Origin of the sequence: Bradyrhizobium sp. Bra64, from assembly GCF_024519875.1 — a bacterium.
GTDB lineage: Bacteria > Pseudomonadota > Alphaproteobacteria > Rhizobiales > Xanthobacteraceae > Bradyrhizobium > Bradyrhizobium japonicum_G.
Genome location: NZ_JALJRD010000003.1, coordinates 88,194 through 114,319, shown reverse-complemented (window position 1 = coordinate 114,319; position 26,126 = coordinate 88,194). Strand labels below are relative to the sequence as shown.

General features: G+C 65.4%; 22 protein-coding genes. 11 read left to right on the top strand and 11 right to left on the bottom strand.

Annotated features, from left to right (window positions below; all coding sequences use genetic code 11):
• Positions 1–148: 148 nt before the first annotated feature.
• From NR187_RS12920 to NR187_RS12905, 4 genes are all read left to right on the top strand, one after another.
• Positions 149–619 (top strand): (2Fe-2S)-binding protein, encoded by a 471-nt coding sequence (locus NR187_RS12920; protein WP_211386401.1) that lies wholly within the window; start codon positions 149–151, stop codon positions 617–619.
• Positions 620–629: 10 nt separating this feature from the next.
• Entirely contained in the window at positions 630–2,870 is a 2,241-nt protein-coding gene (locus tag NR187_RS12915; RefSeq protein ID WP_256806634.1) for a xanthine dehydrogenase family protein molybdopterin-binding subunit, read from the top strand.
• Between the two features lie 66 nt (positions 2,871–2,936).
• On the top strand, positions 2,937–3,356 hold the full coding sequence (locus NR187_RS12910; RefSeq protein ID WP_256806633.1) for an ester cyclase: 420 nt from the start codon (positions 2,937–2,939) through the stop codon (positions 3,354–3,356).
• A 59-nt stretch (positions 3,357–3,415) separates the two neighbouring features.
• Positions 3,416–4,252, top strand: a complete 837-nt coding sequence (locus NR187_RS12905) for an SDR family NAD(P)-dependent oxidoreductase (protein ID WP_256806632.1) — start codon at positions 3,416–3,418, stop codon at positions 4,250–4,252.
• 28 nt (positions 4,253–4,280) lie between these two features.
• Here NR187_RS12905 and NR187_RS12900 read toward each other — a convergent pair whose 3' ends face one another.
• From NR187_RS12900 to NR187_RS12880, 5 genes are all read right to left on the bottom strand, one after another.
• The gene (locus NR187_RS12900; RefSeq protein ID WP_211386397.1) at positions 4,281–4,517 is read right to left on the bottom strand and encodes a hypothetical protein; all 237 of its coding nucleotides are present in this window, start codon (positions 4,515–4,517) and stop codon (positions 4,281–4,283) included.
• Between the two features lie 18 nt (positions 4,518–4,535).
• Positions 4,536–4,736, bottom strand: a complete 201-nt coding sequence (locus NR187_RS12895; RefSeq protein ID WP_211386396.1) for a hypothetical protein — start codon at positions 4,734–4,736, stop codon at positions 4,536–4,538.
• A 160-nt stretch (positions 4,737–4,896) separates the two neighbouring features.
• Positions 4,897–5,106, bottom strand: coding sequence for a cold-shock protein (locus NR187_RS12890; protein WP_211386395.1), 210 nt, complete (start codon positions 5,104–5,106; stop codon positions 4,897–4,899).
• A gap of 250 nt (positions 5,107–5,356) precedes the next feature.
• Positions 5,357–8,875 (bottom strand): transcription-repair coupling factor, encoded by a 3,519-nt coding sequence (mfd, locus tag NR187_RS12885; protein WP_256806631.1) that lies wholly within the window; start codon positions 8,873–8,875, stop codon positions 5,357–5,359.
• Entirely contained in the window at positions 8,872–9,162 is a 291-nt protein-coding gene (locus tag NR187_RS12880; protein WP_211386393.1) for a succinate dehydrogenase assembly factor 2, read from the bottom strand. The genes mfd and NR187_RS12880 overlap by 4 nt, the downstream gene beginning before the upstream one ends.
• 193 nt (positions 9,163–9,355) lie before the next feature.
• Here NR187_RS12880 and recG point away from each other — a divergent pair, with 193 nt between their 5' ends.
• Positions 9,356–11,464 carry an ATP-dependent DNA helicase RecG gene (gene recG, locus NR187_RS12875; RefSeq protein WP_211386501.1) on the top strand — a complete coding sequence of 703 codons (2,109 nt, stop codon included), beginning with the start codon at positions 9,356–9,358 and terminating at the stop codon, positions 11,462–11,464.
• On the opposite strand, the gene panE is transcribed toward recG, so the two are convergent.
• A complete protein-coding gene (panE, locus tag NR187_RS12870) occupies positions 11,461–12,390 on the bottom strand; it encodes a 2-dehydropantoate 2-reductase (protein ID WP_256806630.1) in 930 nt (309 codons plus the stop codon). The two genes, recG and panE, sit on opposite strands and share 4 nt — an antisense overlap.
• Positions 12,391–12,494: 104 nt before the next feature.
• On the opposite strand from panE, the gene NR187_RS12865 reads away from it, so the two are divergent.
• On the top strand, positions 12,495–13,016 hold the full coding sequence (locus NR187_RS12865; protein WP_211386391.1) for an AAA family ATPase: 522 nt from the start codon (positions 12,495–12,497) through the stop codon (positions 13,014–13,016).
• A 15-nt stretch (positions 13,017–13,031) separates the two neighbouring features.
• Here the strand turns inward: NR187_RS12865 and NR187_RS12860 are convergent, their stop codons facing one another.
• The 3 genes from NR187_RS12860 to glmS all read right to left on the bottom strand — a co-directional run bounded on the left by NR187_RS12860 (position 13,032) and on the right by glmS (position 16,683).
• Entirely contained in the window at positions 13,032–13,889 is an 858-nt protein-coding gene (locus tag NR187_RS12860; protein WP_211386390.1) for an NAD(P)-dependent oxidoreductase, read from the bottom strand.
• A gap of 106 nt (positions 13,890–13,995) precedes the next feature.
• Positions 13,996–14,766: a DUF502 domain-containing protein gene (locus NR187_RS12855; protein WP_211386389.1), complete on the bottom strand. Its 771-nt coding sequence runs from the start codon at positions 14,764–14,766 to the stop codon at positions 13,996–13,998.
• 90 nt (positions 14,767–14,856) lie between these two features.
• Entirely contained in the window at positions 14,857–16,683 is a 1,827-nt protein-coding gene (glmS, locus tag NR187_RS12850; RefSeq protein WP_256806629.1) for a glutamine--fructose-6-phosphate transaminase (isomerizing), read from the bottom strand.
• A gap of 220 nt (positions 16,684–16,903) precedes the next feature.
• On the opposite strand from glmS, the gene NR187_RS12845 reads away from it, so the two are divergent.
• Positions 16,904–17,122 (top strand): hypothetical protein, encoded by a 219-nt coding sequence (locus NR187_RS12845; RefSeq protein WP_211386387.1) that lies wholly within the window; start codon positions 16,904–16,906, stop codon positions 17,120–17,122.
• A 7-nt stretch (positions 17,123–17,129) separates the two neighbouring features.
• Here the strand turns inward: NR187_RS12845 and glmU are convergent, their stop codons facing one another.
• The gene (gene glmU / locus NR187_RS12840; RefSeq protein ID WP_211386386.1) at positions 17,130–18,485 is read right to left on the bottom strand and encodes a bifunctional UDP-N-acetylglucosamine diphosphorylase/glucosamine-1-phosphate N-acetyltransferase GlmU; all 1,356 of its coding nucleotides are present in this window, start codon (positions 18,483–18,485) and stop codon (positions 17,130–17,132) included.
• Between the two features lie 176 nt (positions 18,486–18,661).
• Here glmU and NR187_RS12835 point away from each other — a divergent pair, with 176 nt between their 5' ends.
• Positions 18,662–20,077 carry a hypothetical protein gene (locus NR187_RS12835; RefSeq protein WP_256806628.1) on the top strand — a complete coding sequence of 472 codons (1,416 nt, stop codon included), beginning with the start codon at positions 18,662–18,664 and terminating at the stop codon, positions 20,075–20,077.
• Positions 20,078–20,159: 82 nt separating this feature from the next.
• Positions 20,160–20,540, top strand: a complete 381-nt coding sequence (locus tag NR187_RS12830; RefSeq protein WP_211386384.1) for a hypothetical protein — start codon at positions 20,160–20,162, stop codon at positions 20,538–20,540.
• Here the strand turns inward: NR187_RS12830 and NR187_RS12825 are convergent.
• On the bottom strand, positions 20,500–22,059 hold the full coding sequence (locus NR187_RS12825) for a beta-(1-6) glucans synthase (protein ID WP_256806627.1): 1,560 nt from the start codon (positions 22,057–22,059) through the stop codon (positions 20,500–20,502). The genes NR187_RS12830 and NR187_RS12825 overlap by 41 nt on opposite strands.
• Before the next feature lie 330 nt (positions 22,060–22,389).
• Between NR187_RS12825 and NR187_RS12820 the strand changes: the two genes are divergently transcribed.
• The gene (locus tag NR187_RS12820; RefSeq protein ID WP_211386499.1) at positions 22,390–22,983 is read left to right on the top strand and encodes a beta-1-3, beta-1-6-glucan biosynthesis protein; all 594 of its coding nucleotides are present in this window, start codon (positions 22,390–22,392) and stop codon (positions 22,981–22,983) included.
• A 215-nt stretch (positions 22,984–23,198) separates the two neighbouring features.
• The gene (locus tag NR187_RS12815) at positions 23,199–25,868 is read left to right on the top strand and encodes a glycosyltransferase (protein ID WP_211386383.1); all 2,670 of its coding nucleotides are present in this window, start codon (positions 23,199–23,201) and stop codon (positions 25,866–25,868) included.
• Positions 25,869–26,126 lie beyond the last annotated feature (258 nt).

Below are 26,126 nucleotides of genomic sequence, written 5' to 3'. Positions count from 1 at the left end.
ATCTAGGTTTATCAGGCTGTCAGCGGGCACGTAGCGCACCGGTCGAGACGTCGCCGTCGTGGCTGTCCGACGGCTCCAAACGTAGCCGAATGTCGGCACGCCTAGTTGACCAACTCGGCCTGCGCGACAGGCCGCAAGGAGCGGATTGATGAAGCTTATCGTGAACAACCGGGAGGTCACGATCGATGCAGACCCTGCGATGCCCCTGCTCTGGGCGCTGCGCGACGTGATCGGGCTGACCGGCACCAAGTTCGGCTGCGGTGCCGCCCAATGCGGCGCCTGCACGGTGCATCTGGATGGCGAGGCCATCCGTTCCTGCATCACGCCAGTCTCGGATGCCGAGGGCAAGAAGATCATCACCATCGAGGCCGCGACCGACGGCACCGACCGCGTCGGCGCCGCCGTGCATGCAGCCTGGGTCAAGCACGACGTGGCGCAGTGCGGCTACTGCCAGAGCGGCCAGATCATGAGCGCCATCGCCTTGATCAAGTCCCTGCCCGCCGGACAGCAACCGACCCCCGACAACATCGACGCGGCGATGGCCGGCAACATCTGCCGTTGCGGCACCTACGTCCGCATCCGCGCCGCCGTCGCCGACGCCGCGCGCACGCTCGCCTGAAGGAGCCGCCATGCTGCCGAACATCGACTACAGCGAATTACCGCGCGCGCTCCAGCACATGCTGGAACGGGGTCAGCCCGTGAAGACGCTGCCGCGCCGCAGCTTCCTGAAACTCGCCGGGGCCACCGGGCTGGCGCTCGGCGCATTTCCGCACGTCGCCATGGGCGCGACGACCGCTGGTGGTAACCCCGCCAGCGCCCTCAAGCCGACACAGCAGCCGTCGGCCTTCGTCCAAATCGCCGGCAACGGCGAGGTCACCGTGACCATCAACCGGCTGGAATTCGGACAGGGCGTCCACACCGCGCTGCCGATGATCCTGGCCGAAGAGCTCGACGCCGACTGGACCCTGGTGCGCAGCCGGCACGGCACCAACGATGCCGCCTATGTCGATCCGCTGTTCGGCATTCATCTCACCGGCGGCTCGCATTCGATCAAGAACAGTTTTTCGCAGTATCGCGAACTCGGCGCACGCGCACGGGCCATGTTGCTCGCAGCTGCCGCGGCGCGCTGGAAGGTGGATATAGCCACGCTGCGAACGCAGGCCGGGACGGTGCTTGGCCCCGGCGGCCGCAAGCTCGGTTATGGCGAACTGGCCGAAGCCGCCATGGCACGGCCGGTGCCTGAGAAGGTTACGCTGAAGGATCCGAAGGATTTCCGCATCATCGGCTGCCCTACGCCGCGCCTGGATGCGCGGGCCAAGAGCAGCGGGCGACAGGATTTCGGCATCGATACGCGCCTGCCCGGTCAGTTGACAGCCGTCGTGGCGCGTCCGTCAGTATTCGGCGCACGCCTAGCCGCGGTCGATGACAGCGCGGCGCGCGCCGTCAATGGCGTGAAGGCCGTGCTGCGCGTGCCGCTGGATGGCGGCGCCGAAGGCGTCGCGGTGGTCGCCGACGGATACTGGCAGGCCACACAGGGCCGCGACGCCCTGAAGCTGAAGTGGGACTCCGCGAAGGTGGAGAAGGTCGACAGCGAACGGCAGCTCGTCCACTACCGCGAGCTGGCCGGCCGTCCCGGCCCGCGCAAGTTCGACGCCGACATGGCGCCGCTCGCCACAGCGCCCCGGCAACTGGAAGCCGAGTTCGTCTTCCCCTACCTCGCCCACGCGGCGATGGAGCCGTTGAACTGCACCGTTGCCCTCACCGAGGGCCGCGCCGAGCTGTGGGTCGGCAGCCAATGTGCCGGGCTGGATGCGGGCGCGGCGGCGCGCGTGCTGAACCTCAAGCCCGAACAGGTGACTGTGAACGTGCAAATGGCCGGCGGTGGCTTCGGCCGGCGTTTCTCCAGCACGAGCGACACCGTGGTCGAGGCCTGCGAGATCGCGAAGGCTGCGCGGGCCGCCGGACTGAATGCGCCGGTGCGCACGCTGTGGAGCCGCGAGGATGACATGCGGGGCGGCTTTTACCGTCCCATGCATCTGCACCGCGCCCGCATCGGCTTCGACGAGCGCGGCAACGTACTGGCCTGGGATCACGTCATTGTCGGCCAATCCATCACCACCGGCTCCGTGTTCGAGCAGTTCCAGGTCAAGAACGGCATCGACGGCACGGCAACCGAAGGCATGCGCGACCCCTACCCGCTGCCGATGCGCCTGACCGTGCATCATCCCAAGCTCAACGTACCGGTGCTGTGGTGGCGCAGCGTGGGCTCCACCCACACCGCCTTCGTGATGGAGACCCTGCTCGACGAGATCGCCCGTGCGACGCAGCAGGATCCGGTCACCTATCGGATGCGGCTGTTCGGCGACAAGCATCCGCGCCACAGGGACGCGCTGCAACTGGCGGTGGACAGAAGCGGCTACGGCAAGACGCACCTTGCTGCGGGCCGGGCCTGGGGCGTGGCCGTGCACGAGTCCTTCGATTCCGTGGTGGCTTATGTGGTGGAAGCGTCGGTGAAAGACGGCCGGCCTGCGCTACACCGCGTAACCGCCGGCGTGCATTGCAATCTGGCCGTGAACCCACGCACCGTGGAGGCCCAGGTACAGGGCGCCGCAGTCACTGGCCTCTCGATGTGCCTGCCGGGGTCGGCGATCACGCTCAGGGACGGCGTGGTCGAACAGAGTAATTTTGATGGCTACACCGTCGCGCGCATCACCGACATGCCCGAATTCAACGTCCACATCGTGCCCAGCGTCGAACCACCCACCGGCATCGGCGAGCCTGGCCTGCCGCCCCTGGCACCGGCGTTCGGCAATGCCATCGCACGGCTGACCGGCAAGCCGCTGCGTCAGCTCCCGTTCAAACTGGCCTGATCAGGCGGCGGCCGCCACGGTCGTCTTCCGAATATCCACATTGTCCATGAATAGAGAGATGACGTCATGACATCAGACGTGAGCAAGAAGGTGATGATCCGTTTCACGGAGTTCATCAACACTGCTAGCCAGACTCTGGCCGCAGAGCTCATTTCTCCCGATGCGACCTTCCATGTCCCCGGACGCAGCGAGCCGATGCGAGGGCCGGCGGGTTATCTTGCCATCATCCAGATGATGCGCGGAAGTTTCCCGGATATTCAATGGACGCTCGAGGAGATGGTTGCCGAAGATGACAAGGTGGCTGCGCGCTTCACCATGGGAGGGACTCACCTCGGCACCTTCTTCGGCACCCCATCGACCGGGAAGAAGATCGCGGTCCAGGCCCTGAACATCTATCGCCTGTCGCATGGGCAGATCATCGAAGAAACAGGCCAGCCCGATCTGCTCGGATTGCTTCAGCAAATCGGCGCAGTCCCTGCAAATTAGCGGCTGACCGCCAAGCCCCGGCGCCAGTGCCCTCTCAACACCGAGAACAGGAAGTAATCATGAGCAAGGTCTGGTTCATCACGGGCGCCGGCAGCGGCATCGGTGTGGCAACCGCAAGGGCGGCATTGAAGGCCGGCGATCGCGTCGTCGCGACCGGCCGCAACCTCGACAAGGTCCGCAATGCCCTGAACGACGTCGCAGGCGACAACCTCGCGTTCGTGCAGTTGGACGTCGCCGACGAGGCCCAGGCCAAGCCCGCTGTCGACGCGGCGATCAAGGCGTTCGGCCGCATCGACGTTCTCGTCAACAATGCCGGCTATAGCCTGCTCGGCAATTTCGAGGAGTTTAGCACGGCTGAAATCGAGCGACTGATCGCGACCAATTTCTACGGCGTGATGTACATGATGCGCGCGGTACTTCCGGTGATGCGCAAGCGGAGATCCGGCCGGATCATCAACATCAGCTCCCTAGCAGGTATCGTCGGTTTCAAGCATTGCGGGGCCTATAGCGCCGCAAAGTTCGCGGTCGAAGGCCTGTCGGCATCGGTGGCCCATGAGGTCGAGCCGTTCGGCATCAAGATCGTCGCAGTCGAGCCCGGGTTCTTCCGGACAGACCTGCTCGATGCTCACAACGCCAAATATGCCGGCAGCACGATCGAAGACTACGCCGCGGAAGGCACCGCAGAAAACATGTGGTCAGGCTACCACGGCGCCCAGCAAGGTGATCCGGCCAGGCTCGGCGATGCCCTGGTCAAAATCGCCGGGATGGACAATCCGCCGAGGCAGTTCGCGGCCGGCAGCGACGCGCTCGCGGTGGCCCAGCCGGCCCTCGAAGCTCGCCTCGAGGAACTGCGAGCGTACTCTGACCTGTCCAAGTCGACAGACGGCTCTTTCTGAGATCACGCCGCCGTCGGAGCTCGAACGCTCAAACCATCACGAGCTTGACCTGGCCGTCCTCAACGGTTCCCGTCGCGAGAGCGTCGCGCGCCATCTTCTCGACGGCCGGCCAATTCGCCAGAAGGTATCTCTGCGCCTGCACTTTGGTGGGGAAATTGGTTTGCAGAATACAGCTCTGCCGCGCGTTCCCATTCGCGATCTGAAAGGACACTGCCTGGGGCCCCTCTCTAAGCTCTTGCTCGGTGGGCTGGGGAAGCTTGCGCATGCTGGTCCTTCTCGTGGCTCAGCGAACCGGTGCGGCGCCCCCGGACGCTGGATTGGCGGGAGCCGTCCCGGCCGCGATCTTCCTGGATTTCGACAGCCGCTCCGGCTCAAGGCCCGGCTGCGTATTGCGGACCGCCTCGGTCAGCATGAGCCGGAGCTCAGCCTTGGTCTTGGGTGCTTGTCGCGTGGTCGACTTCTGCCAATTGCTCATGGAGTCCATATGGGGATCTTTGCGCGAAATGCGACCATTGGCGTTCTCATTTGCGACGGGCGTCAGCCGGTGCAAAAAACCCGCGGCCGATGAACGGTCGCGGGTCCAGAAATCAGAAGCTCTGCCAGTACATCCGTGGTCAAAGCGACGTCATGGCGATTGCGGCAGCCTATGCGGCGCGCAGATCCTCAGCAGCAGACTTGCCGGTTCGGCTGTCTGCAACGATTTCGAAAGAAACCTTCTGCCCTTCGTTGAGGGTATTCATGCCGGCGCGTTCAACGGCGCTGATATGAACGAACACATCCTGGCTTCCCTGGTCTGGCTGAATGAAGCCGAAACCCTTTTGGCTGTTAAACCACTTCACAGTTCCCGTCGTCATGGGGGTCGTCCTTTAAGACAGATAAGCGTTTGGCCGGGCTCAGAAGCGCGGTCGGTGTCGTCGAGATCTGGAGGGAGGGTCGTCAGTCAGGCGCGCTTGAAAGCGGCGAGGCCAAGTCATTCGGCCGAAACTCGATGGAATGGATATGGCTACTGCTCGGTCATTCCGCAAGTAGCCATAAGTCGTTGTTTTCGGATCCAGGAGCGCCGCATCGTTTCGCGCTGCGCCGCTCCTGGAGGCGCGATAGCGTCTACGCCGCCTTCTTGCTCTGCGCGAGGTGCGCCAGTTGGCGCATGATCTCGGTGGTACCGGCGAGACGCTCTTCCGGCGTCTCCCAGTCCTGGAAGAACACCACCTTCATGTCGGGCCGCACCTTGGCGGCCTGGCCGTGGCTGCGGATGAACGACACCAGTCGGTCGGGATGGGCGAACGAACTGTCGCGGAAGGCGATGACGGCGCCCTTCGGACCGGCATCGATCTTCTCGACATTGGCCTGGCGGCAGAACGCCTTGATCGCGGCGACCTTGAACAGGTAGCGCACCTCGTCCGGCAGCACGCCGAAACGGTCGCGCATCTCGGCGCCGAAGTTCTCGATCTCCTCCTCGCTGTCGAGATCGGCGAGCCGCCGGTAGAGCGACAGCCGCACCGAGAGGTCGCCGACATAGTCCTCCGGGATCAGCACGGGCATGCCGATCGTTATGGTCGGCGACCAGCGGTCGGCGGCCGGCTCGGACACGCCGGCCTTGAGGTTGACGATCGCCTCCTCGAGCATCGACTGGTAGAGCTCGAAGCCGACTTCCTTGATGTGGCCGGACTGCTGCTCGCCCAGGATGTTGCCGGCGCCACGGATGTCGAGGTCATGGGAGGCGAGTTGGAAGCCCGCGCCCAGCGTCTCCAGCGATTGCAGCACGGTGAGCCGGCGCTCGGCCTGCGCCGTGATCTTCTGCTGCGCCGGCAGCGTGAACAGCGCATAGGCCCGCAGCTTGGAGCGACCGACGCGGCCGCGGAGCTGGTAGAGCTGGGCAAGGCCGAACATGTCGGCGCGGTGCACGATCAGAGTGTTGGCGTTGGGGATGTCGAGGCCGGATTCGACGATGGTGGTCGACAGCAGGATGTCGAACTTGCCGTCGTAGAACGCGGTCATGATGTCCTCGATCACGGCGGGCGGCATCTGGCCGTGCGCGACCGCGACCTTCATCTCCGGCACGTTCTTGTCGAGGAAATCCTTGACCTCGGCGAGGTCGTCGATGCGCGGCACCACGTAGAACGCCTGGCCGCCGCGATAGCGCTCGCGCAGCAGCGCCTCGCGGATCATCAGCGGATCGTGCGGGGCGACGAAGGTGCGCACCGCGAGACGGTCGACCGGCGGCGAGGCGATGATCGAGAGTTCGCGTACGCCGGTGAGCGCCAATTGGAGCGTGCGCGGAATCGGCGTTGCCGACAGCGTCAGCACGTGCACCTCGGCGCGCAGTTGCTTCAGCCGTTCCTTGTGGCTGACGCCGAAATGCTGCTCCTCGTCGACGATCAGCAGCCCGAGATCCCTGAACTTGATCGACTTGCTGAGTAGCGCGTGGGTGCCGACGACGATGTCGACCGAACCGTCGGTGAGGCCCTTCTTGACCAGATTGAGCTGCTTGGTCGGGACCAGGCGCGAGGCCTGTGCGACCTGCACCGGAAAACCCTTGAACCGCTCGCTGAACGTCTTGTGGTGCTGACGGGCGAGCAGCGTGGTCGGCACCACGACCGCGACCTGCTTGCCTTCGAGCGCCACGGCGAAGGCCGCGCGCAAGGCCACCTCGGTCTTGCCGAAGCCGACGTCGCCGCAGATCAGCCGGTCCATGGGACGGCCCGTTTCGAGGTCCTTCAGGGTGGATTCGATCGCCCCTAGCTGGTCCTCGGTCTCGTCGTAGGGGAAGCGTGCGCAGAACTCGTCGTAAAGGCCCGGCTGCACCGGAAGCTTCGGCGCCTCGTGCAAATGCCGCTCCGCGGCGATCTTGATCAGCTCGCCCGCGATCTCGCGGATGCGGTTCTTGAGCTTCGCCTTGCGGGTCTGCCAGCCGCTTCCGCCGAGACGGTCGAGCTCGACCGTGGTCTGATCGGAGCCGTAGCGCGACAACAGCTCGATGTTCTCGACCGGCAGGAACAGCTTGGTCTCGGCGGCGTAATGCAGCTCGAGGCAGTCGTGCGGCGCGCCGGCGACGTCGAGCGTCTGCAGGCCGATGAAGCGGCCGATGCCGTGGTCGACGTGGACCACGATGTCGCCGGCGGCAAGGCTCGTCACCTCCGAGATGAAATTGTCGAGCTTGCGGCTCGCCTTGCGCGGCCGGACCAGGCGGTCGCCAAGGATGTCCTGTTCGCTGATCAGCGCGATCTCGTCGGTCTCGAAACCGCTTTCCAGGCCGAGCACGGCGAGCATGGTCTCGTTGCGCGGGGTCGCCTGCACCGTGCGCCAGCTGTTGACGCTGGTGGTGTGGGTCAGCTTGTGGTCGCGCAGCATCGAGGTCATGCGGTCGCGCGAGCCTTCGCTCCAGAGCGCGATCACCACTTTCTTGCGCTGGGCGTGCAGCCCCATCACGTGGCTGACGACGGATTCGAATACGTTGGCGGCGGTGTCGTTGCGCTCCGGCGCGAAGTCGCGGCCCTTGCGCGCTCCGGCATCGACGACGCTCGTGCCATCGGCCGGAACCGAAAACTGCGTCAGCCGCACCAGGGGCATCTCGCTCTCGCGCCTGCCCCACTCCTGCTCGGTCAGATAGAGCCTGTCAGGCGGCAGCGGCTTGTAGATGGCGCCGCCGCCCGGATGCTCCATCGCATCGTGGCGGGCCTGGTAATAGTCGAGGATCTGCTTGAAGCGCTCGCGGATGGCGTCCTCGGCCTGTGGCTCGATCGCGACGGCCGCGCCTTGCAGATAGTCGAACAGCGTATCCATCCGGTCCTGGAACAGCGGCAGCCAATGCTCCATGCCGGGATGGCGGCGCCCCTCGCTGACGGCCTCGTACAGCGCGTCGTCGCGCTCGGGCGCGCCGAACTCGGCGACATAGCCCATGCGGAAGCGGCGGATAGTGTCGGTGACGAGCTGGAATTCGGAGATCGGCACGAGATCCAGCGATCGCATGTCGAGCAGCGTGCGCTGGGTCTCCGCGTCGAAGGAGCGGATCGATTCCAGGCTGTCGCCGAAGAAGTCGAAGCGGACGGGCTGCTCGAGGCCGGCCGGAAACAGGTCCAGGATGCCGCCGCGCACGGCGTATTCGCCGGGCTCGCGGACGGTGGAGGAGCGGTTGTAGCCGTTGTGCTCGAGCCAGGCGATGATGGTGTCCATCGGCACGACGTTGCCCGGCGCCACCGACAGCGCTTGTGCCGCGACCAGCTCGCGCGCCGGCACGCGCTGAACGACGGCGTTCACGGTGGTCAGCACGATCAGTGGCTTGTCGCTGCCGGTAAGCGAGGCAAGCCGCGCCAGCGTCGTCAGGCGCTGCGCCAAAACGCCGCCATGCGGCGAGACGCGGTCATAGGGCTGGCAGTCCCAGGCCGGAAACGTCAGCACCGGCAGATCGGGCGCAAAGAATTGCAGCGCGCGCTCGAGCTGCTGCATCCGCGGGCCGTCGCGGCAGACCACCGCGAGGCTGACGGCCGGCTTCTTCGGCCGCGCCGCGATGGCGCGTGCCAGATCGGAGACGACGAGGCCCTCAGCGCCCTCGGCAACATTGGCAAGCGTCAGCGCGCGGCCGGGCGTGAGCAGCTCGGCCGGAGATTTCATCCCCTGCTTCATGCGTTGCCGTCCGCGATCGGAAACGCCTTGATGCGGGCAAACAGCGCGCCGGTGACATCAGCCGGCAGCACCTTGTCGCCGGTGATGGCGGCATAGAGATCGGGATCGTTGACCTCGAGCAGCGTCTCGAGCTCGGTCAGCTCGGTGTCGGACAAATTGCCGATCTCGGCGTCCGCGAAGCGGCCGAGAATCAGGTCCATCTCGCGCGTGCCGCGGTGCCAGCAGCGGAACAGGAGCCGCTTGCGGCGGTCATCCAGCCCGTTGCTCGATCGTGTCGTTCCCGTCATGTCTCAAATCCAGTCAAACGCAGAAAGCCCGGACGTGCCGGGCGGGGGTGATATAGCCATTCAGGCGAGCCGTGTCAGCCCTTTGTTATTGCAATTGTTTGGGGACCGTCATTGCCGGGCTTGACCCGGCAATCCATCGTCATTGAAAAGATGGACGCGCGGGTCGAGCCCGCGCATGACGAATGTTGCAAGAATGCGCCCCAGCCTGCTCAATCCGCTGTTCGCCCCCGTGACCAGCCTGCCCGGCGTCGGTCCGAAGCAGGACAAGCTGCTGCAATATTTGCTCAGCCGCAGCGAGACGCCGCGGCTGGTCGACCTGTTGCTGCATCTGCCGAGCCAGGTCATCGACCGCCGGGCCCGGCCGAAAATCCGCGACGCCGCCCAGGGAACCATGGTGACGCTGGAGGTCACCGTCGATCGCCACCGCCCGCCCCCGCCGCGCAATGCGCGCGCGCCCTATCTCGTCTATGCCAGCGACGACACCGGCGACGTCGTGCTGACGTTCTTTCGCGCCAAGCCCGGCTATGTCGAAAAGCTGCTGCCCGTTGGCGAGAAGCGCTACGTCTCGGGCACGCTCCAGATGTATGACGGCATCCCGCAGATCGTGCATCCCGACCGCGTGCTGGACGAGGAGGCGATCTCGAAACTCTCCGGGATCGATCCCGTCTACCCGCTGACCGAGGGCCTCGCGCTCGGGTCGCTGCGCCGCGCGGTCACCCAGGCGCTGCAGAAACTGCCGGCCCTGCCGGAATGGATCAGCCCGGAGGTGCTACGCCGCTGCAATTTCCCGCCGATCACCGAAGCGCTGACCCGCGTGCATCAGCCGGTCGAGCTCACGGACATCTTGCCCGACCAGCCGTTCTGGTCGCGCCTTGCCTTCGATGAGCTATTGGCAGGACAACTGGCGCTCGCCCTGATCCGCGCGCAACTGCGCCGCCCCGCCGGCGTGCGCAACGCCGGCGACGGGCATCTCCGCAACAAGATCATCGACGCGCTGCCCTATGCGCTGACGTCATCCCAGCGCGACGCGGCAGCCGCCATCGCCAATGATCTGCAACAGCCCGTGCGCATGCTGCGCCTGCTCCAGGGCGACGTCGGCTCCGGCAAGACCGTGGTGGCGCTGCTCGCTGCCGCGGCCGTCACCGAGGTCGGCAAGCAGGCGGCGCTGATGGCCCCGACCGAAATTCTGGCCCGCCAGCACATCAAGACCATCGCGCCGCTCGCCGAGCGCGCGGGAATGCGAGTCGCGATCCTCACCGGCCGCGAAAAGGGCAAGGAGCGGCGCGACATCCTCGCGCAGCTTGCGGAAGGCGAGATCGACCTGCTCGTCGGCACCCATGCGCTGATCCAGGACGACGTCATCTTCCACGATCTCGCGCTCGCGATCGTCGACGAGCAGCACCGCTTTGGCGTGCGCGAACGGCTCGCGCTGACCTCGAAAGGCGAAGCGGTCGACGTCCTGGTGCTGAGCGCCACGCCGATCCCGCGAACGCTGGTGCTGACTTATTTCGGCGACATGGACATCTCCGAGCTGCGTGAAAAACCTGCCGGCCGCCAGCCGATCGAAACCCGCACCATATCGATGAGCCGCCTCGAGGAAGTCACCGACAGCATCGGCCGAGCGCTTCAATCGGGCAAGCTGGTCTACTGGATCTGCCCGCTGGTCGAGGAATCCGAGGCCGAGGGCACCGAGCACCTGACCAATGCGACCAAGCGCTTCGAAAATCTGCAAAAGCGTTTCGGCGACCGCGTCGGCCTCGTCCACGGCCAGATGAAAGGCACCGAGAAGGACCGGGTGATGGGCCAGTTCGCCGCCCACGAAATCGGGCTGCTGGTTGCGACCACTGTGGTCGAGGTCGGTGTCGACGTGCCGGCGGCGACCATCATGGTGATCGAGAACGCCGAGCGCTTCGGCCTCGCCCAGCTGCACCAGTTGCGCGGCCGCATCGGGCGCGGCTCGGAGGCATCGACCTGCCTGCTGCTCTACTCGGAGCCGCTCGGCGAGATGTCGAAGGCACGGCTGAAGGTGATCCGCGAGACCACCGACGGCTTCCGCATCGCCGAGGAGGATCTGAAGCTGCGCGGCGAAGGCGACGTGCTTGGCGTGCGCCAGAGCGGCCTGCCCGGCTACCGCATCGCGCGCTCGGAGGTGCACGGCCAGCTCATCACGCAGGCCCGCGACGAGGCGCTGCGCGTCCTGAAGGACGACCCGAAGCTCAAGGGCGAGCGTGGCGAAGCGCTGCGGTGCCTGCTGTATCTGTATGAGCGGGACGAGGCGATCCCGCTGATCGGGGCAGGTTAGCCCGCAGCTCTCTGACGCCCGATCTCATAAGCCGCCACATGCGCCCGGGCGAGATCCAGCAGCGGCGTGTCGATGCCCAGCGCACGGGCCCGGTTGGCCATATCGCCGAGGATGTGCTCCGCCTCGGTGATCGAGCCGCGCTCGATATCGCGCAGCATCGAGGCCTTGAGCGGAGAGTCCAGGGTCGTGAACAGCTTACGGTCGAACTCGATGAACGGAGCGCGCGGCTCAAAACCGGAAGCCGTCGCGACTGCGCAGCATTCGGCGAACAGGCGGAAAATAGATTGCTCGCCGTTCGGCACAGCCAGGATGTCGCCAACGCTTGCACGCATCAGGCAGGTGATGCCGGCAAGCGTGCTGAGCTGGACGAACTTCTCCCACATGTCCTGCATGATCGCTTCGCTGGCGCGTACGTCGATGCCGGGGACATGGAGCAGTGCCTCCAGCGCAAGGGCACGCTCGCTCAACGAACCCCTGATCTCGCCGAACACAATCGTCTGATTGGCCATGAACTGAACGACCCTGCCATCCGCATCGAGTCCGGCACTGACGTTCGCAAGCCCGCCGAGGACGCACCTCGCGCCGAACCGCGCGATCAGAGCATCGATATGCTTCAAACCGTTGAGGATCGGCAGAACCATCGTATCGGCGCCGACTGCCGGGGCAAACTGGGCCATCGCATCGTCGAGCGAGTAGGATTTCACCCCGACGAGCACGACGTCGAACGCTTCCTTGAGGTCGTCAGCCAGGATGACTTTCGGCTGCACGGCAAAGTCGCCATGCGGGCTCACGACCTGCAGTCCGTTCCGCCGCAATTGCTCCGCCCGCCCCAGCCGTACCAGAAAGGTCACATCGCCGCCGGCGCGGACCAGGCGAGCTCCGTAGTAGCCTCCGAGCGCCCCTGCGCCGATCACGAGCACTCTCATTCGAACTCCTATTGCACGCGACGCACATACAGCCACCCGGCCCCTGGAACGGCAAGTTGAAATCCAATCTATCGTCTCGGCGGTTTTCGTGAAACCTTGCCGCGATGCGCCGGATCATCGTCGTAGGCAGTCAGGGTAGCGGAAAGACGAGCCTCTCCCGGAATCTCGGGAGCAAGCTCGGGCTGCCCGTGGTGCATCTCGACGTGCTCTACTGGCGGCCGGGCTGGAAGCCGTCCGACAAGCCGGGCTTTCGGGCGCGCGTCGCCGAGGCGATCGCCGGCGAGGCGTGGGTCGTCGACGGCAGCTTTTCCGGTCTGGCCTTCGATCTCACCCTCGCCCGCGCCGATACTCTGGTCATCATCGACCGCCCGCGTTGGCTCTGCCAGTGGCGCATTCTCTGGCGCTCCGCCCTCGATCGCGACACGACGCGGCCCGATCTGCCCCAGGGGTGTCCGGAACAGTTCGACTGGAAACTGATGAAGGAAGCCTGGCGCTACGACACGGAACGTGTGCCAGTCATTGAGGCCGAACGCATCCAATATGGCCCTGACGTCCCGGTCGTGCGCCTGAGACGCGACCGGGACATCCAGGGCTTTCTGGATTCGGTTTCAGTGCACGACGAGTGAGTGATTGGCTGACAATCAGGATTTCTTCTGTGCAACGCGCGCGGCAAACGCCTTCATCAAGTCCGCCTCCATCGCATCGCCATTCGCGTCCTCGGCGAGATGCTCGAACCAGCGCGCAAAGCCCTCGTAGATCTGGCTGGCCGGATGATCGGAGCCGAGAAAGCCGGAAATCTCCCGCATCTCAGCCACCCAGCGATAGGCTTTTGGAACCATGTCCGGCAGGGCGACTTCGAGGCGGGCCAAAATCGCGGGCTGGCTCAGCGCGAGTTCGTCGCGCAGCGCGTCCGCCGCGCCTGCCTTCGTTGCCGCGACCACCATCGCCGAGCCGATGCCGGCGAGGCCCTTGACGATACCGGCATAGGACATTTTCAAGGCCGACGCGGCGCCGACCGGGCCTTCGACGATCCGCACGTCGAGCCCGAGTTCCTTCAGCACCGCGACGTCTTTGGCGTGCTCGCCGGACATGTAGAAGGCCGGGCTCTTGCCGCCGGGCTGCGGCGGGAATCCGATGATGCCGGCATCGACGAACGGCGCCTGTGCCGAGCCGATGATCTCCTCGATCCGCATCACGGTATCGACATTGACGGCGTTGCAGTCGACCACGACCGGCTTCTTCTCGCGCCTGACGATCAGGGCGGCCAGCCGCTCGGCGAGTGCCACAGCTTCGCCCGGCGGCACGATCGAGAGGATGATGTCGGCGTCCGCGATCGCTTCGTCCTCGGCGCCGATCATGCCGGCGTCCGCCGCGCGCTTTTGCGTCGCCTCGCTCCGCCCCTTCAACGACGTCAGCACGCGTGCACCGTGCTCGCTGAGCCGGCGGGCCACCGCGCTGCCCATGGCGCCGGGGGCGAGGATCGCAATGGTTTTGGACATCGTGCACTCCAGGTCGAATTCCGAGCGAGGCGCTCAATTCGACCGGGAGACTAGCAGAGGACGAAAGTGCTTTGCGCCAATGCGGCCATCCGAAACGGGAATGGCCCTACTCCACCTTCGCAGGCTGCGGCTGGAGCGCCGCCGCATTGGCAATGCGCGCGGCGTTCGCCATGCCGGCGAGTGCCGCAGCCTTCTTCGGGTCGGGCGCCGAGCCCGGCTGCACCACACCGGCCGACATGATCAGGGTCGCGGCATCCTCGGTGCTCATGTCGACCTCGACGATCTTGCTCTTGGGCACGTAGAAGAAGAACCCCGTGGTCGGGTTCGGCGAGCAAGGCAGGAACACCGAAACGTGCTCCTGCTGCCCCGGCAGGCTGCGCGCGACCTCTTCATTCGGCGATTGCGAGATCAGCACGATCGACCACATGCCCGGCGAGGGAAACTCGACCAGGCCAACTTTCCGGAAGCTCGAACCCTTGCCCGAGAACAACGTCTCGAACACCTGCTTCAGGCCGCGATAGATGGCGCGCACCGCCGGAATGCGACCGAGAAAGGTCTCGCCGACATCAACCAGCGTCCGCCCGATCAGGTTGGCCGCAAGGAAGCCGACCAGCGTCAGCGTGAAGAACGCGACAATCAGTCCCCAGCCGGGAATGACGTAAGGCAGATAGGTCTCGGGCCGATAGGCCAGCGGCACGAAAGGCCGCACCACGCCGTCAACCCAGGTGACGAACCACCAGACCAGATACAGCGTGATCGCAATCGGCCCCGTCACGACGAGGCCCGTGAGGAAATAATTGCGGAAGCGGCCCATCAGGCCGGTATGCGGTTCCGGCAGGGGATCCAGAGGCGCAGGCGCGTCGTCACGGGGGGTCATTCGGGTTCCAGGTCGGTCGCAGCACACAAGCTATGGTCTTGTAGCAGGTTTTGGAAGACCACGAAGCGAACCGGCCGATATCCCCTCTGCCTATTCCACGGTCACCGATTTTGCGAGGTTGCGTGGCTGGTCGACGTCGGTGCCCATGACGACGGCCGTGTGATAGGCGAGCAGCTGCACGGGAACGGCATAGACCATCGGCGTGAACGCCGCCGCCATGTCAGGCATGACGATGGTGACGAGGGACTCGACGGTCGCCTCCGCCGCGCCCTTGGCGTCGGTCATCAGGATGATCTTGCCGCCGCGGGCCGCGACCTCCTGCATGTTGGAGACGGTCTTCTCGAATACGCGGTCGTAGGGCGCGATGACGACGACCGGCATGGTCTCGTCGATCAGTGCGATCGGGCCGTGCTTGAGCTCGCCGGCGGCATAGCCTTCGGCGTGGATATAGGAGATTTCCTTCAGCTTCAGCGCGCCTTCGAGCGCCAGCGGGAAGCTGGTGCCGCGGCCGAGATAGAGCACGTCGCGGGATTTGGCGATCCTGTGCGCGAGCTTTTCGATCTGGACCTCGGTGGTGAGCGCATCCGCCATCAAACGCGGAATCTCGACGAGACCGTGGACCAGCTTGGTCTCGTCCTCGTTGGACAACTCACCCCGGGCCTTGCCGGCCGCGATTGCAAGGTTCGCCAGCACCATGAGTTGGCAGGTGAAGGCCTTGGTCGAGGCGACGCCGATCTCGGGTCCGGCGAGCGTCTGGAGGACGGTCTCGCTCTCGCGCGCGATCGTCGAGGTCGGCACGTTGACGACGGCCACCGTGTGCACGCCCTCGGCCTTGGCATAACGCAATGCCGCCAGCGTATCGGCGGTCTCGCCCGATTGCGAGATGAAGATGGCAAGGTCGCCCTTGCGCAGCGGCGCCTCGCGGTAACGGAATTCGGAGGCGACATCGACCTCGACCGGCACGCGCGCAAAGCGCTCGAACCAGTATTTTGCGACGAAGCCGGCATAGCTCGCGGTGCCGCAGGCCGTGATGTTAATGCGCTGGATGTCCTTGAAGTCGAACGGCAGCTTGACCGGCAGCGAGACGCGCTCGGTCGCCATGTCGACATAGCGCGCCAGCGTGTGGCCGACCACTTCCGGCTGCTCGTGGATCTCCTTCGCCATGAAGTGGCGGTAATTGGCCTTGTCGACCAGCGAGGTCGAGGCGGCGTGCTTGATCTTGTCGCGCTGGACGGCCTTGCCGTCCTTGTCGAAGATATCAGCGCTCTTGCGGGTCAGAACGACCCAATCGCCGTCCTCGAGATAGCTGATCGTGTCGGTGAACGGGCCGAGCGCGATGGCGTCGGAGCCGAGATACATCTCGCCGTCGCCATAGCCGATCGCGAGCGGCGGGCCGTTGCGGGCCCCGATCATGAGGTCGTTATCGCCTGCGAAGATGAAGCCGAGCGCGAAGGCGCCGCGCAGCCGCGCCAGCGCCAGCTTCACCGCCTCGACCGGCTTGTTGCCGCGGGTCAAGAGATCGTCGACCAGATGCAGCACGATCTCGGTGTCGGTCTCGGTGTGGAACACCGCGCCCTTCTTCTCGAGCTCCTCGCGCAGCTCGCGGAAATTTTCGATGATGCCGTTGTGGACCACGGCGACGCGCTCGGTCGCGTGCGGATGGGCGTTGTTCACGGTCGGCTTGCCATGGGTCGCCCAGCGGGTATGGCCAATGCCGATCGTGCCCTTCAGAGGCTCCGCTTCGAGCCGCTTCTCCAGATTCTTCAGCTTGCCCTCGGCGCGGCGGCGCTCCAGGTGGTTGCCTTCGAGCGTGGCGACGCCCGCGGAATCGTAGCCGCGATATTCAAGACGTTTGAGCGAATCCACCAATTGCTCTGCAACCGGTTCGCGCCCGAGAATGCCGACAATCCCGCACATGCGGATCAATATCCCCCAAATCGTCGAAAAATCGCCTAAACGACGCGCTCGGCTTTTAGCGAAGTTCCTAAGGAACCAGATACTCAATAATTATTGCTGATTGAGACAGCACCGGCACGCACGCGACTTCGCCTGCGTCGAACTGGCCGGCCTTAAATCGCGCGCGTTAACTTGTTGTCAACAGGTTTGGCCAACGATTCCGGGTCAGGAGAGCAAGGCCATGAAGAGCTCGTCCGACCGCAAAGGTCTGTCACCGATGTCCATGCGCGCCAGCGAGACCTCGGGCACGCATCTGGCGCATTGGCCGCCGCCCCACCGCGGCAAGGAAAGCAAGCCCGTCTTCGTCAAGCATGCGGAAGGCGAACCGGCCAAGCGCGCCAAGCCCCGCGGCTGGCGCCTGACGCGCGCCATCTTCTCCGAATTCGCCGACGACGAATAGCGCAAGCCTATTTCCCGGTCTTCTTGCCGCCTGTCTTCATCTCGCGATAGCGCGCCGCGCCGCCTTCCCTGATGGTCTGCGGGCTCCGCTCCAGCGCCATCGCATCGTCGGGCACGTCGCGGGTGATCACCGAGCCCGAACCGATATAGGCGCCGTTGCCGATTTTCACCGGCGCGACCAGCGAGGAGTTGGTGCCGACGAAGGCGCCCTGCCCGATGATCGTCTTGTGCTTCTTGAAGCCGTCATAGTTGCAGGTGATGGTGCCGGCGCCGATGTTGGAATTGGCGCCGACAGTGGCGTCCCCGATGTAGGAGAGATGGTTGACCTTGACCCCGGCCTCCAGCGTCGCCGCCTTGGTCTCCACGAAATTGCCGATCCGCGCGCCGTCGCCGAGCGAGGTGCCGGGCCGCAGCCGCGCATAGGGGCCGATCGAGACCTTCTTGCCGAGCGACGTCTCGACGATGTGCGAGAAGGAATGGACCACCGTACCGTCGCCGATCGAGACGCCGGGGCCGATCACCACGAACGGCTCGATCGTGACGTCCTTGCCGAACACGGTGTCGGCGCACAGATAGACGGTCTCGGGCGCGATCAGCGTCACGCCGGCCTCCATCGCAGACCTGCGCAGCCGCGCCTGCATGACGCTTTCGGCCTCGGCGAGCTGCGCCTTGGTGTTGATGCCGCGCACTTCGTCCTCGCTGGTTTCGATCACCACGGCATCCCATCCCTTGTCGCTGATAATGCCGACCGCGTCGGTCAGATAATATTCGCCCTTGGAATTCGCATTGCCGATTTGCCCGAGGATCTCGAGCGCGCGGCGCCCATCGATCGCCATCACGCCGGCATTGCAGAGATCGATCTTGCGCTCTTCGGAGCTCGCATCGGCCTGCTCGCGGATCGCGACCAGGCGGTCGCCCTCGACGATGAAGCGGCCATAGCCGGTGGGATCGGCGGCGCGAAAACCGAGCGCGGCAATCGCAGCGCCTTTGGCGAGCGGCGCGCGCAGGCGCGCAAAGGTCTCGGCCGAGATCAGCGGCGTATCGCCGAATGCAATCAGCAGGTCGTCCACGCCCCGCGCAATGGCATCACGCGCCGCCAGCACCGCATGCGCGGTGCCGAGCCGTTCGGCCTGCACGAAGGTGAGCGCGTCGGGACGGATGCGCTTTGCTTCGTCCGCGACCGCCTGATGATCGGGGCCGATCACAACGGCGAGCGCGGTGCCGGTTCCCTTGGGGGCGGCGGCGAGCACGTGGGCGAGCAGGCTCTGCTGTGCGACGGGATGCAGCACTTTCGGCAGGCTCGATCGCATGCGCGTGCCTTCCCCGGCGGCGAGCACGATCGTGAGGCTGGAACGGGCGGTCATCAAAATCCTGTCAGATACGGCCGAATCAAATGGTGCCGGCGGGCGGCGACCGCCCTCATGAGCTGCCCGCCTTGCTACCCCCGCAAACGCCCGGAGTTCAAGTGCGACGCAGTTTTACTGCTAATGTTCCCTGATTGATTCGGGGAAGCCGGACAGGGGCTGGGCACTTAACGTTCATGGCAAAGGATTCCGACCCACTGGCGGACGCCTTCGGGACCAAGCAGACCGGCGGGCTGTTCTCCGGACTTTTGGCCGAGGAGAGTTCGTTCGATCGCCGCATGATGTGGCGGCTGGGCTCATGGGGCGTGGCGGCTGTCGGCGCGGTCGTGCTTGCCGTGACGGCCAACCAGGCCCAGCTCGGCTGGCGGCGCGACCAGGTTGCGTCCGCCGATCTCGCCCGCCAGTCCGACCGGCTCCAGCTGCTGACCAAGGAGAGCCAGAACGAGGCCCGCCGCCTCGCCTCCGCCATCGAGACGCTGAACACCGATCGCGACCGGCTGTATTCGCGCGTCACCGTGCTGGAGCAAGGGCTCGATTCCGTCACCGGCGCCATCGCCAAGCAGAGCGCCGCAACACCGCCGCCGGCGTCCGCAGCCAAGTCGCAGGATACGCCGGCCTTGATCGGGCCAACGGCCCCCAGCGTCGCGCCGGTCGCCTCGACGCCCGCCCTGGCCAACGACAAGCCGCGTGCTGAACTCGCCAAGGACGCTCCAAAGGACGCTCCGAAGGACGCCGCGAAGGAGCAGCTGATCCCCCCGCCTCAGAGCGCGGCCGCGGCCTCGCTCGTGCAGCAGGCGCCGCTGACGACGTCGGCACTGCCGATGCTTCCGCTGGTGCCCTCCAAGTCGATCATGGCGCCGCCCGATCCGGCTGCGTCGAAACTGGTCCAGCCCGAGGCAACTGAGAAGCCAACCGAGAAGGCCGCCGAGACGAAGCCCGAGCCGGCGCCCGCTCCGACCGAAGTCGCAGCCGCATCAGCCAAGCCGCCGGAGGCAACCGAAAGCGAGACTCCAGCGATCCCGGTTCAGCAGACGCGCTTTGCGATCGATCTCGGCGGCGCCCACTCGATCGACGGCCTGCGCGCACTCTGGCGCGGCCTGACCAAATCCAATCCGGAAGTTGCGGCGCTGCGGCCGATCATCATGATCAAGGAAGGCAATACCGGCCTCGGCATGCAGCTTCGTCTCGGTGCCGGCCCCCTGATCAATGCGGCTGCCGCTGCAAAGCTCTGCGCAGGTCTCGCGGAGAACAGCCGCCACTGCGAGACCACTGTGTTCGACGGCCAGCGCCTGTCGATGCGCGGCGGCCAGGAGAAAGGTCAGGACAAGGCTCAGGAGAAGGGACAAGAAAAGTCCCAGGACCGGGTTCAGGAGAAGAACGCCGATAAGAATCCGGACGCAGCGCCGCAAGCCGAGACTGCACCTGCGCCCGCCCCCACCGCCAAGCCGGACAAGCGCCGCCGCAGCTACTCCTCAAAGCGTTCGTCAAAGCGCGAGGAGCCCACGTCCGCACCTGCGGCGCAACCGGCCGCGCCGGCCAAGCCGGAGACGGCGTCGGCGGGCTCGACGCTGTCGTCGTTCTTCAGGCGGTAGGGTCGAAGTTTCTCACGCAGGCCCGCGAGAAACTTCCACCCGCCCTGTTGCCCCTCCGCGCCTTCCCGACCATATTGCCGCCATGACAAAAAAGCCCTTCCGCCTCACGCCCTACCAGGTGCAGTTCCTGATCGTCGTCGGCTTCGCATCCGTCGGCTATGCGCTCTACTTGCGCTATCTCGGCATCGAGTTCTCGACCGTCGGGCTCGCCTGCGACGCCGGGCTGCAGACACTGATCTGCAAGGCGCGCTCGGTCGCGACCGTGCTGTTCAAGAACTCGGTGTTCGGGATCGTCGCGCTGGTGGTTGCGGCGCTGAACCTGATGCGGCCGTCGATCGTGCTGCTCACCGTCGGCATCATCGCCGCCGGCCTCGGCATCGTGCTCTACAATGTCGTGCTGTCTGGCCTGGCGATCGGCCTGTTCATTCTTGGATTTGCTCGGCCCGCGCCCGCCACAGCGTGAGCGCGAACAACAGATAGATCGCGCAGGTCCACAGCGACTGCCAGTTGTCGCGCCCCTCGTTGAAGAGCACATACGCGGCCGACAGCGCCAGCACACCCGCGAACACGGACTCCGCGATCGGACGCTGGCCGATCTGCGGCCGGTTCAGCATCAGCAGCGCGAACGGCACCACCGCCATCGTCAGCGCGGCGTAAGGGAAATCCTTGTAGCGTGGATCGAACACGAAGCCGAGCGCGGTCTGCGCCGCAATCACCGCCGTCACCGCCAGCGTGAGACCCAGCACGGCGGTTAGCTTCGACCATTTCCGGCCCTCGCGCGGGCCCAGCAGATCGAGAAAGGTCGGAAGACTGCGGCCGATCACCATCGCCTGCGCGCAGAAGATCGGCGACAGGATGCCGGCCGCGAGCAGCATGCCCCACAACAGCCAGCCGCCGATGCCGTAGCTCTCATAATACATCTTGTCGGCGCCGATCCCGAGCAGGATTCCCGCCGAGGTCGCCGAGATGCCGACCCCGAGCCAGGCCGAGAAGCGCGGCGTCCAGGGCCTGCGCCGCAACGTCAGGCCGGCGACCGCGAACACCAGGACGCAGAGGCCCATGCCGGCGCCCATGTACCATTTCCAGTACGGGAAATTGCTGATCGGCTCGCCCGGCGGATATTTCAGGCTTCGGCGCACCGAGTCGTAGAGGCCCCAATAGCCGCCGACGGTGCCTTCCAGCTTGCGCTTCCACGGCTGGTCGTATGACTCGATCAGATTGACGCGGAATTTCTGCGCTTTCGCCAGGCCCAGGATTTCCGACACGACGCGCGCCTGATTGGTGCGCGACGGCAGCGCGCCATCGCGCATGCGGCCTTCGCTCGGCCAACCGGTTTCGCCGATCAGGATCTCCTTGCCCGGAAACGCCACCGCCATGCGCTCGCGGATTGCCTCGACATGGGCGGCGGCGAATTTTGCTTTAATCGGGAAATCCTCCCAATAGGGCAGGATGTGGATCGTGACGAAGTCGACGGCGTCATAGACCTCGCGGTTCTTCAGCCAGTACTCCCATACGTCGGCATAGGTGACGGGCACGCTGACCTGCGTCTTCACCAAATGGATGATGGAGACGAGGTCGGCCGTCGTCATCTCGCCGCGGAGCAGCACCTCGTTGCCGACGATGACCGCCGTGATGATGGAAGGGAATTCCTTGGTGAGGCGAACCGCGAGCGCGGCCTGCTCAAAATTCTTGGAGCGGTTGCTGGAGAGCCAGATGCCCTGGAGCACCTTCAGCCCGCCGACCTTGGCGGCGATCGCCGGCACCTGGTCGAGCCCGTTCTCCATCGAATAAGTGCGGACGCAGTCGGTGATTTCCTTGAGCTGGCGCAGGTCCTGCTCGATCTGGTCCGCGTCGATATGAGTCCACGCGTCCAGCGGCGACTGTTCGCCGCGGAACGGTGCATAGGAGACGCATTGGACCTTCTCGGCGGGATCGATCGGAGCGCGCGCGAGTGTGATCGGCGTCGCCAACCACCACCACACGGCAGCAATCGCACCCAGCGAAACGAGCAGAAGCGCCAGTGGCGTACGAAGAGAAATCGGTTCCGTCCTCCGCGAAGGGTCCGTCGATTACCTGCTTGCAAGCCGTCTGCCAAGGGGGGTGCCCGGGTGCGGATCCGCTCCTCCCCCAAAGGAATTTGGCCGCGGCCGTTCGACCGGGAGCTAGGATCGTGACTTTGCTGGACAAAATTCCAAATACAGGTCATGGACTCCCGAGGACTTTTCCGCCGCATTGGGGACCCATTTGGACGCCATCACCGGCGCGTCCGCGAGGTCGGGATGCGGACGGTCAGCGGATCTATTGGGGAATTCATGCGGCAACGGGTGTTCGAGTTACGAAATGCGGTCCTGCGGCGGTTCGCCGCCACCTTGGCCGTTTCTTCCCTTCTCGTCCTGGTCGGCGTTAACGCCACCTCCGCCCAGAGCGGCACGCCCGCCCCGGACCAGAGCAAGGCAGCGGCCCAGCCCGCCGACGCCGCCAAGGATGCCGCACTGAACCAGCGCCGCACCGATGAGTTCGCCGAAGCGGCCCAGGTCATCAACGGCCCGGCCGGCAATCCCGAATGCGTATGGCTCGGCCGGCGCGTGGTGCGGCTGATGTGGCGGGATGACCTCGATACCGCATTCCGCCATCTCGATCTCTACGACCGCTTCGGCTGCCCCGGCGGCCACATCCAGGCCGCCTTCCGCTGCCTGACCCGGTTCGGCGGCCAGATCGATCCCAAGGTCGCCGAGACCCTGGACAGCCGCGTGCACGCTTGCTGGATCAACCCGGCCTCCCAGCCACAGCAGGCGGCCGCCGCGGCATCTCAGCCGGCCGCTCCGACCACCGGCAACTCGCAAGCCCCGCAGCCGGCCGCGACCCCCTCGCCTGCGGCAAGCCCGTCGCCGGCGCCCCCGAAATAGCCGCGATCGTTTCAGCCTGCGTTCAGGAACGATCGGCGATAAGGGCGGTTGGCACTGCCGCACATTCCGAAACTGGCCATGCCCTCATAAGGTCATGAGGGCATGACAGTTGTGAAACCGCGCAGCAGAGATATGCTCCATTTGCCGCGGACTTGGTCGGATCTCGGGGTCGGATCCGCTTCCCTGCCACCTCAGCCCCTTTTGGTTTAGCCGCGATGCGCGTTGTCGCCGCCGTCCTGTTGCTTGTGTCCGTGCTCCACGCCGGCCTGTGGGGAGTCTTGCGCGACAAGGAACCCGCACCGGACTTCAAGGGCCTGCTGCCCAGCGTCTCCTACGCGCCGTTCGAGGGCTCGGCTCACCCCGACATCGACAACATCCCGACGGTAGAGAAAATCCGCGCCGACCTGAAGACGCTGTCGACCATGACGCGCGCGATCCGCCTCTATTCGTCCACGGGCGGCGTGGAACTGGTGCCGCCGATCGCAGCCGAGTTCGGGCTCAAGGTCACCGTCGGCGCCTGGATCGACAAGGACAAGGACCGCAACGAGCGCGAAATCAAGGCCGCGATCGAGCTCGCCCGCAAGAACAGCAACGTCAACGGCGTCGTCGTCGGCAACGAAGTGATCTACCGCGGCGAGCAGAAGGTCGAAGACCTCATCGACATGATCAAGAAGGTCAAGGGCGCGGTCCGCGTGCCCGTCACGACCGGCGAGATCTGGAACATCTGGCGCGACAATCCCGACCTCGGCTCCAACGTCGATTTCATCGCCGCCCACGTGCTTCCTTACTGGGAAAACTTCCGCTCGGATCAGGCGGTCGATCAGGCCGTCGATCGCTACAATTTGTTGCGCAACCTGTTCCCCGGCAAGCGCATCGTGATCGCCGAGTTCGGCTGGCCGAGCGCGGGCTACAATCTGCGCAATGCCGACCCGGGTCCGTTCCAGCAGGCACTGACCTTGCGGAATTTCGTCAGCCGCGCCGACGCCATCGGCATGGAATACAACATCGTCGAAGCCATCGATCAGCCCTGGAAATATTTCGAGGGCGGCGTCGGTCCGTACTGGGGCATCCTCAACGCCAGCCGCGAGCCGAAATTCGCCTGGACCGGGCCGGTGGAGAATCCCGACTACTGGAAGCTGATGACGATCGCCCTGCTGGTCGGAATCCTGCTGTCGCTGCCGATCCTGCGGCTGCAGCAGCCGACGGCGAAGCAGGCGTTCCTGCTGTCGGCCACCGCCAACGGCGTCGGCGCCTGGGCCGCCACCGTGTTCGCGTTCTGGAACGGACACTATTTCATCTTCGGCTCGGCCTTCGCGCTGACGCTCGGCATGATCCTGCTTGTTCCCCTCGTCCTCATCGCGATGGCGCGCATCGACGAGATCGCCGCGGTCGCGTTCGGCCGGCCGCCCCAGCGGCTGCTCAGCAAGGACAAGCCGGTCGAGAACGTGCCCGAGAACTACTTTCCGAAAGTCTCGATCCACATCCCCGCTTATTTCGAGCCGGTCGAGATGCTCAAGCAGACGCTCGATGCGCTGTCGCGGCTGAACTATCCGAACTACGAATGCGTCGTGATCATCAACAACACGCCGGACCCCGCCTTCTGGCAGCCGATTCAGGACCATTGCCGCACGCTCGGCGAACGCTTCAAGTTCATCAATGCCGAGAAGGTGCAAGGCTTCAAGGCCGGGGCACTTCGCATCGCGATGGATCGCACCGCCGTCGATGCCGAGATCATCGGTATCCTCGATGCCGACTACGTCGTCGATCCCGACTGGCTGAAGGACCTCGTGCCGGCGTTCGCCGATCCGCGCGTCGGCCTCGTGCAGGCACCGCAGGAGCATCGCGACGGCGATCTGTCGATCATGCACTACATCATGAACGGCGAATATGCCGGCTTCTTCGACATCGGCATGGTCCAGCGCAACGAGACCAACGCCATCATCGTGCACGGCACAATGTGCCTGATCCGCCGCGCCGCGATGGACATGGCGGGCGGTTGGTCGAGCGACACGATCTGCGAGGACAGTGATCTTGGCCTTGCGATCCAGGAGCTCGGCTGGACCACCCATTACACCAACCACCGCTACGGCCAGGGCCTGCTCCCCGACACCTACGAGGCGTTCAAGAAGCAGCGTCACCGCTGGGCCTATGGCGGCCTCCAGATCGTGAAGAAGCACTGGCGCCACTTCCTGCCCGGCCGCAGCCGGCTGACGCCCGACCAGAAGCGTGAATACGGCCTCGGCTGGCTGAACTGGCTGGGCGCCGAAAGCCTCGGCGTGGTCGTGGCGCTGCTCAACCTCGTCTGGGTGCCGATCGTCGCCTTCGCCGACATCGCCATCCCCGACAAGATCCTGACGCTGCCGATCATCGGCGCCTTCATCGTCTCGCTCGCGCACTTCCTGTCGATGTACCGCGCGCGCGTCGCGATCAAGCCGGGCCAGATGCTGGGCGCCATGATCGCGGCGATGAGCGTGCAGTGGACGGTGTCGCGCGCGGTCGCGCAGGGTCTCATCACCGAGCACATCGCGTTCGCGCGCACCTCCAAGGGTGGCCTGTCCAGGATGTCGATCGAGTTCCAGGCGTTCTGGGAGGCCGTGATCGGCGCCCTGCTCCTGATCGGCGCCGGCGTCCTTGTTGCCTCCAACAGCTTCAGGCAGATCACCGAGATCTACATCTTCGCCGGCGTGCTGGTGCTGCAGAGCCTGCCGTTCCTGGCCGCGGTCGCCATCGCCATCCTCGAACTCAGCCGCATCAATTCGTTCCAGTTCTGGCGCGACAGCGCGATCCGCACCGCAGAGCTGATCGGCCTGCGCCCCGTCGCGTTGCCGACCCCCGCCGGCACGCCGCAGCCCGTGCCGAGCGAGGTGCGGCGGGAGACGAACTGACGGCGCCGGTAAACCATCGGTGCTGTTCGGCGTGGACAGCGGGCCGCCAATCGAGTTGAAAATTCCGGCCTAAGCGGCGGATACCGCGAGCAAATCCCCGCTCCTGCTGCGAACTTCGGCAGCAACCGCTGCTATTGACCTCAGCGCCCCATCCCCCTACACAGCGCGGGCCGAGAGCATGATCCGGAAACAGCCGGTTTTCCCCGCGACGCGAGCTTCAGCGCAGCGGCAAGACATGCTTCTCGAATGTCCGAAGAC

Coding starts and splice junctions, on each gene's coding strand:
- NR187_RS12920 (WP_211386401.1), top strand. CDS start 149: ATGAAGCTTATCGTGAACAACCGGGAGGTCACGATCGATGCAGACCCT.
- NR187_RS12915 (WP_256806634.1), top strand. CDS start 630: ATGCTGCCGAACATCGACTACAGCGAATTACCGCGCGCGCTCCAGCAC.
- NR187_RS12910 (WP_256806633.1), top strand. CDS start 2,937: ATGACATCAGACGTGAGCAAGAAGGTGATGATCCGTTTCACGGAGTTC.
- NR187_RS12905 (WP_256806632.1), top strand. CDS start 3,416: ATGAGCAAGGTCTGGTTCATCACGGGCGCCGGCAGCGGCATCGGTGTG.
- NR187_RS12900 (WP_211386397.1), bottom strand. CDS start 4,517: ATGCGCAAGCTTCCCCAGCCCACCGAGCAAGAGCTTAGAGAGGGGCCC.
- NR187_RS12895 (WP_211386396.1), bottom strand. CDS start 4,736: ATGGACTCCATGAGCAATTGGCAGAAGTCGACCACGCGACAAGCACCC.
- NR187_RS12890 (WP_211386395.1), bottom strand. CDS start 5,106: ATGACGACGGGAACTGTGAAGTGGTTTAACAGCCAAAAGGGTTTCGGC.
- mfd (WP_256806631.1), bottom strand. CDS start 8,875: ATGAAGCAGGGGATGAAATCTCCGGCCGAGCTGCTCACGCCCGGCCGC.
- NR187_RS12880 (WP_211386393.1), bottom strand. CDS start 9,162: ATGACGGGAACGACACGATCGAGCAACGGGCTGGATGACCGCCGCAAG.
- recG (WP_211386501.1), top strand. CDS start 9,356: ATGCGCCCCAGCCTGCTCAATCCGCTGTTCGCCCCCGTGACCAGCCTG.
- panE (WP_256806630.1), bottom strand. CDS start 12,390: ATGAGAGTGCTCGTGATCGGCGCAGGGGCGCTCGGAGGCTACTACGGA.
- NR187_RS12865 (WP_211386391.1), top strand. CDS start 12,495: ATGCGCCGGATCATCGTCGTAGGCAGTCAGGGTAGCGGAAAGACGAGC.
- NR187_RS12860 (WP_211386390.1), bottom strand. CDS start 13,889: ATGTCCAAAACCATTGCGATCCTCGCCCCCGGCGCCATGGGCAGCGCG.
- NR187_RS12855 (WP_211386389.1), bottom strand. CDS start 14,766: ATGACCCCCCGTGACGACGCGCCTGCGCCTCTGGATCCCCTGCCGGAA.
- glmS (WP_256806629.1), bottom strand. CDS start 16,683: ATGTGCGGGATTGTCGGCATTCTCGGGCGCGAACCGGTTGCAGAGCAA.
- NR187_RS12845 (WP_211386387.1), top strand. CDS start 16,904: ATGAAGAGCTCGTCCGACCGCAAAGGTCTGTCACCGATGTCCATGCGC.
- glmU (WP_211386386.1), bottom strand. CDS start 18,485: ATGACCGCCCGTTCCAGCCTCACGATCGTGCTCGCCGCCGGGGAAGGC.
- NR187_RS12835 (WP_256806628.1), top strand. CDS start 18,662: ATGGCAAAGGATTCCGACCCACTGGCGGACGCCTTCGGGACCAAGCAG.
- NR187_RS12830 (WP_211386384.1), top strand. CDS start 20,160: ATGACAAAAAAGCCCTTCCGCCTCACGCCCTACCAGGTGCAGTTCCTG.
- NR187_RS12820 (WP_211386499.1), top strand. CDS start 22,390: ATGCGGCAACGGGTGTTCGAGTTACGAAATGCGGTCCTGCGGCGGTTC.
- NR187_RS12815 (WP_211386383.1), top strand. CDS start 23,199: ATGCGCGTTGTCGCCGCCGTCCTGTTGCTTGTGTCCGTGCTCCACGCC.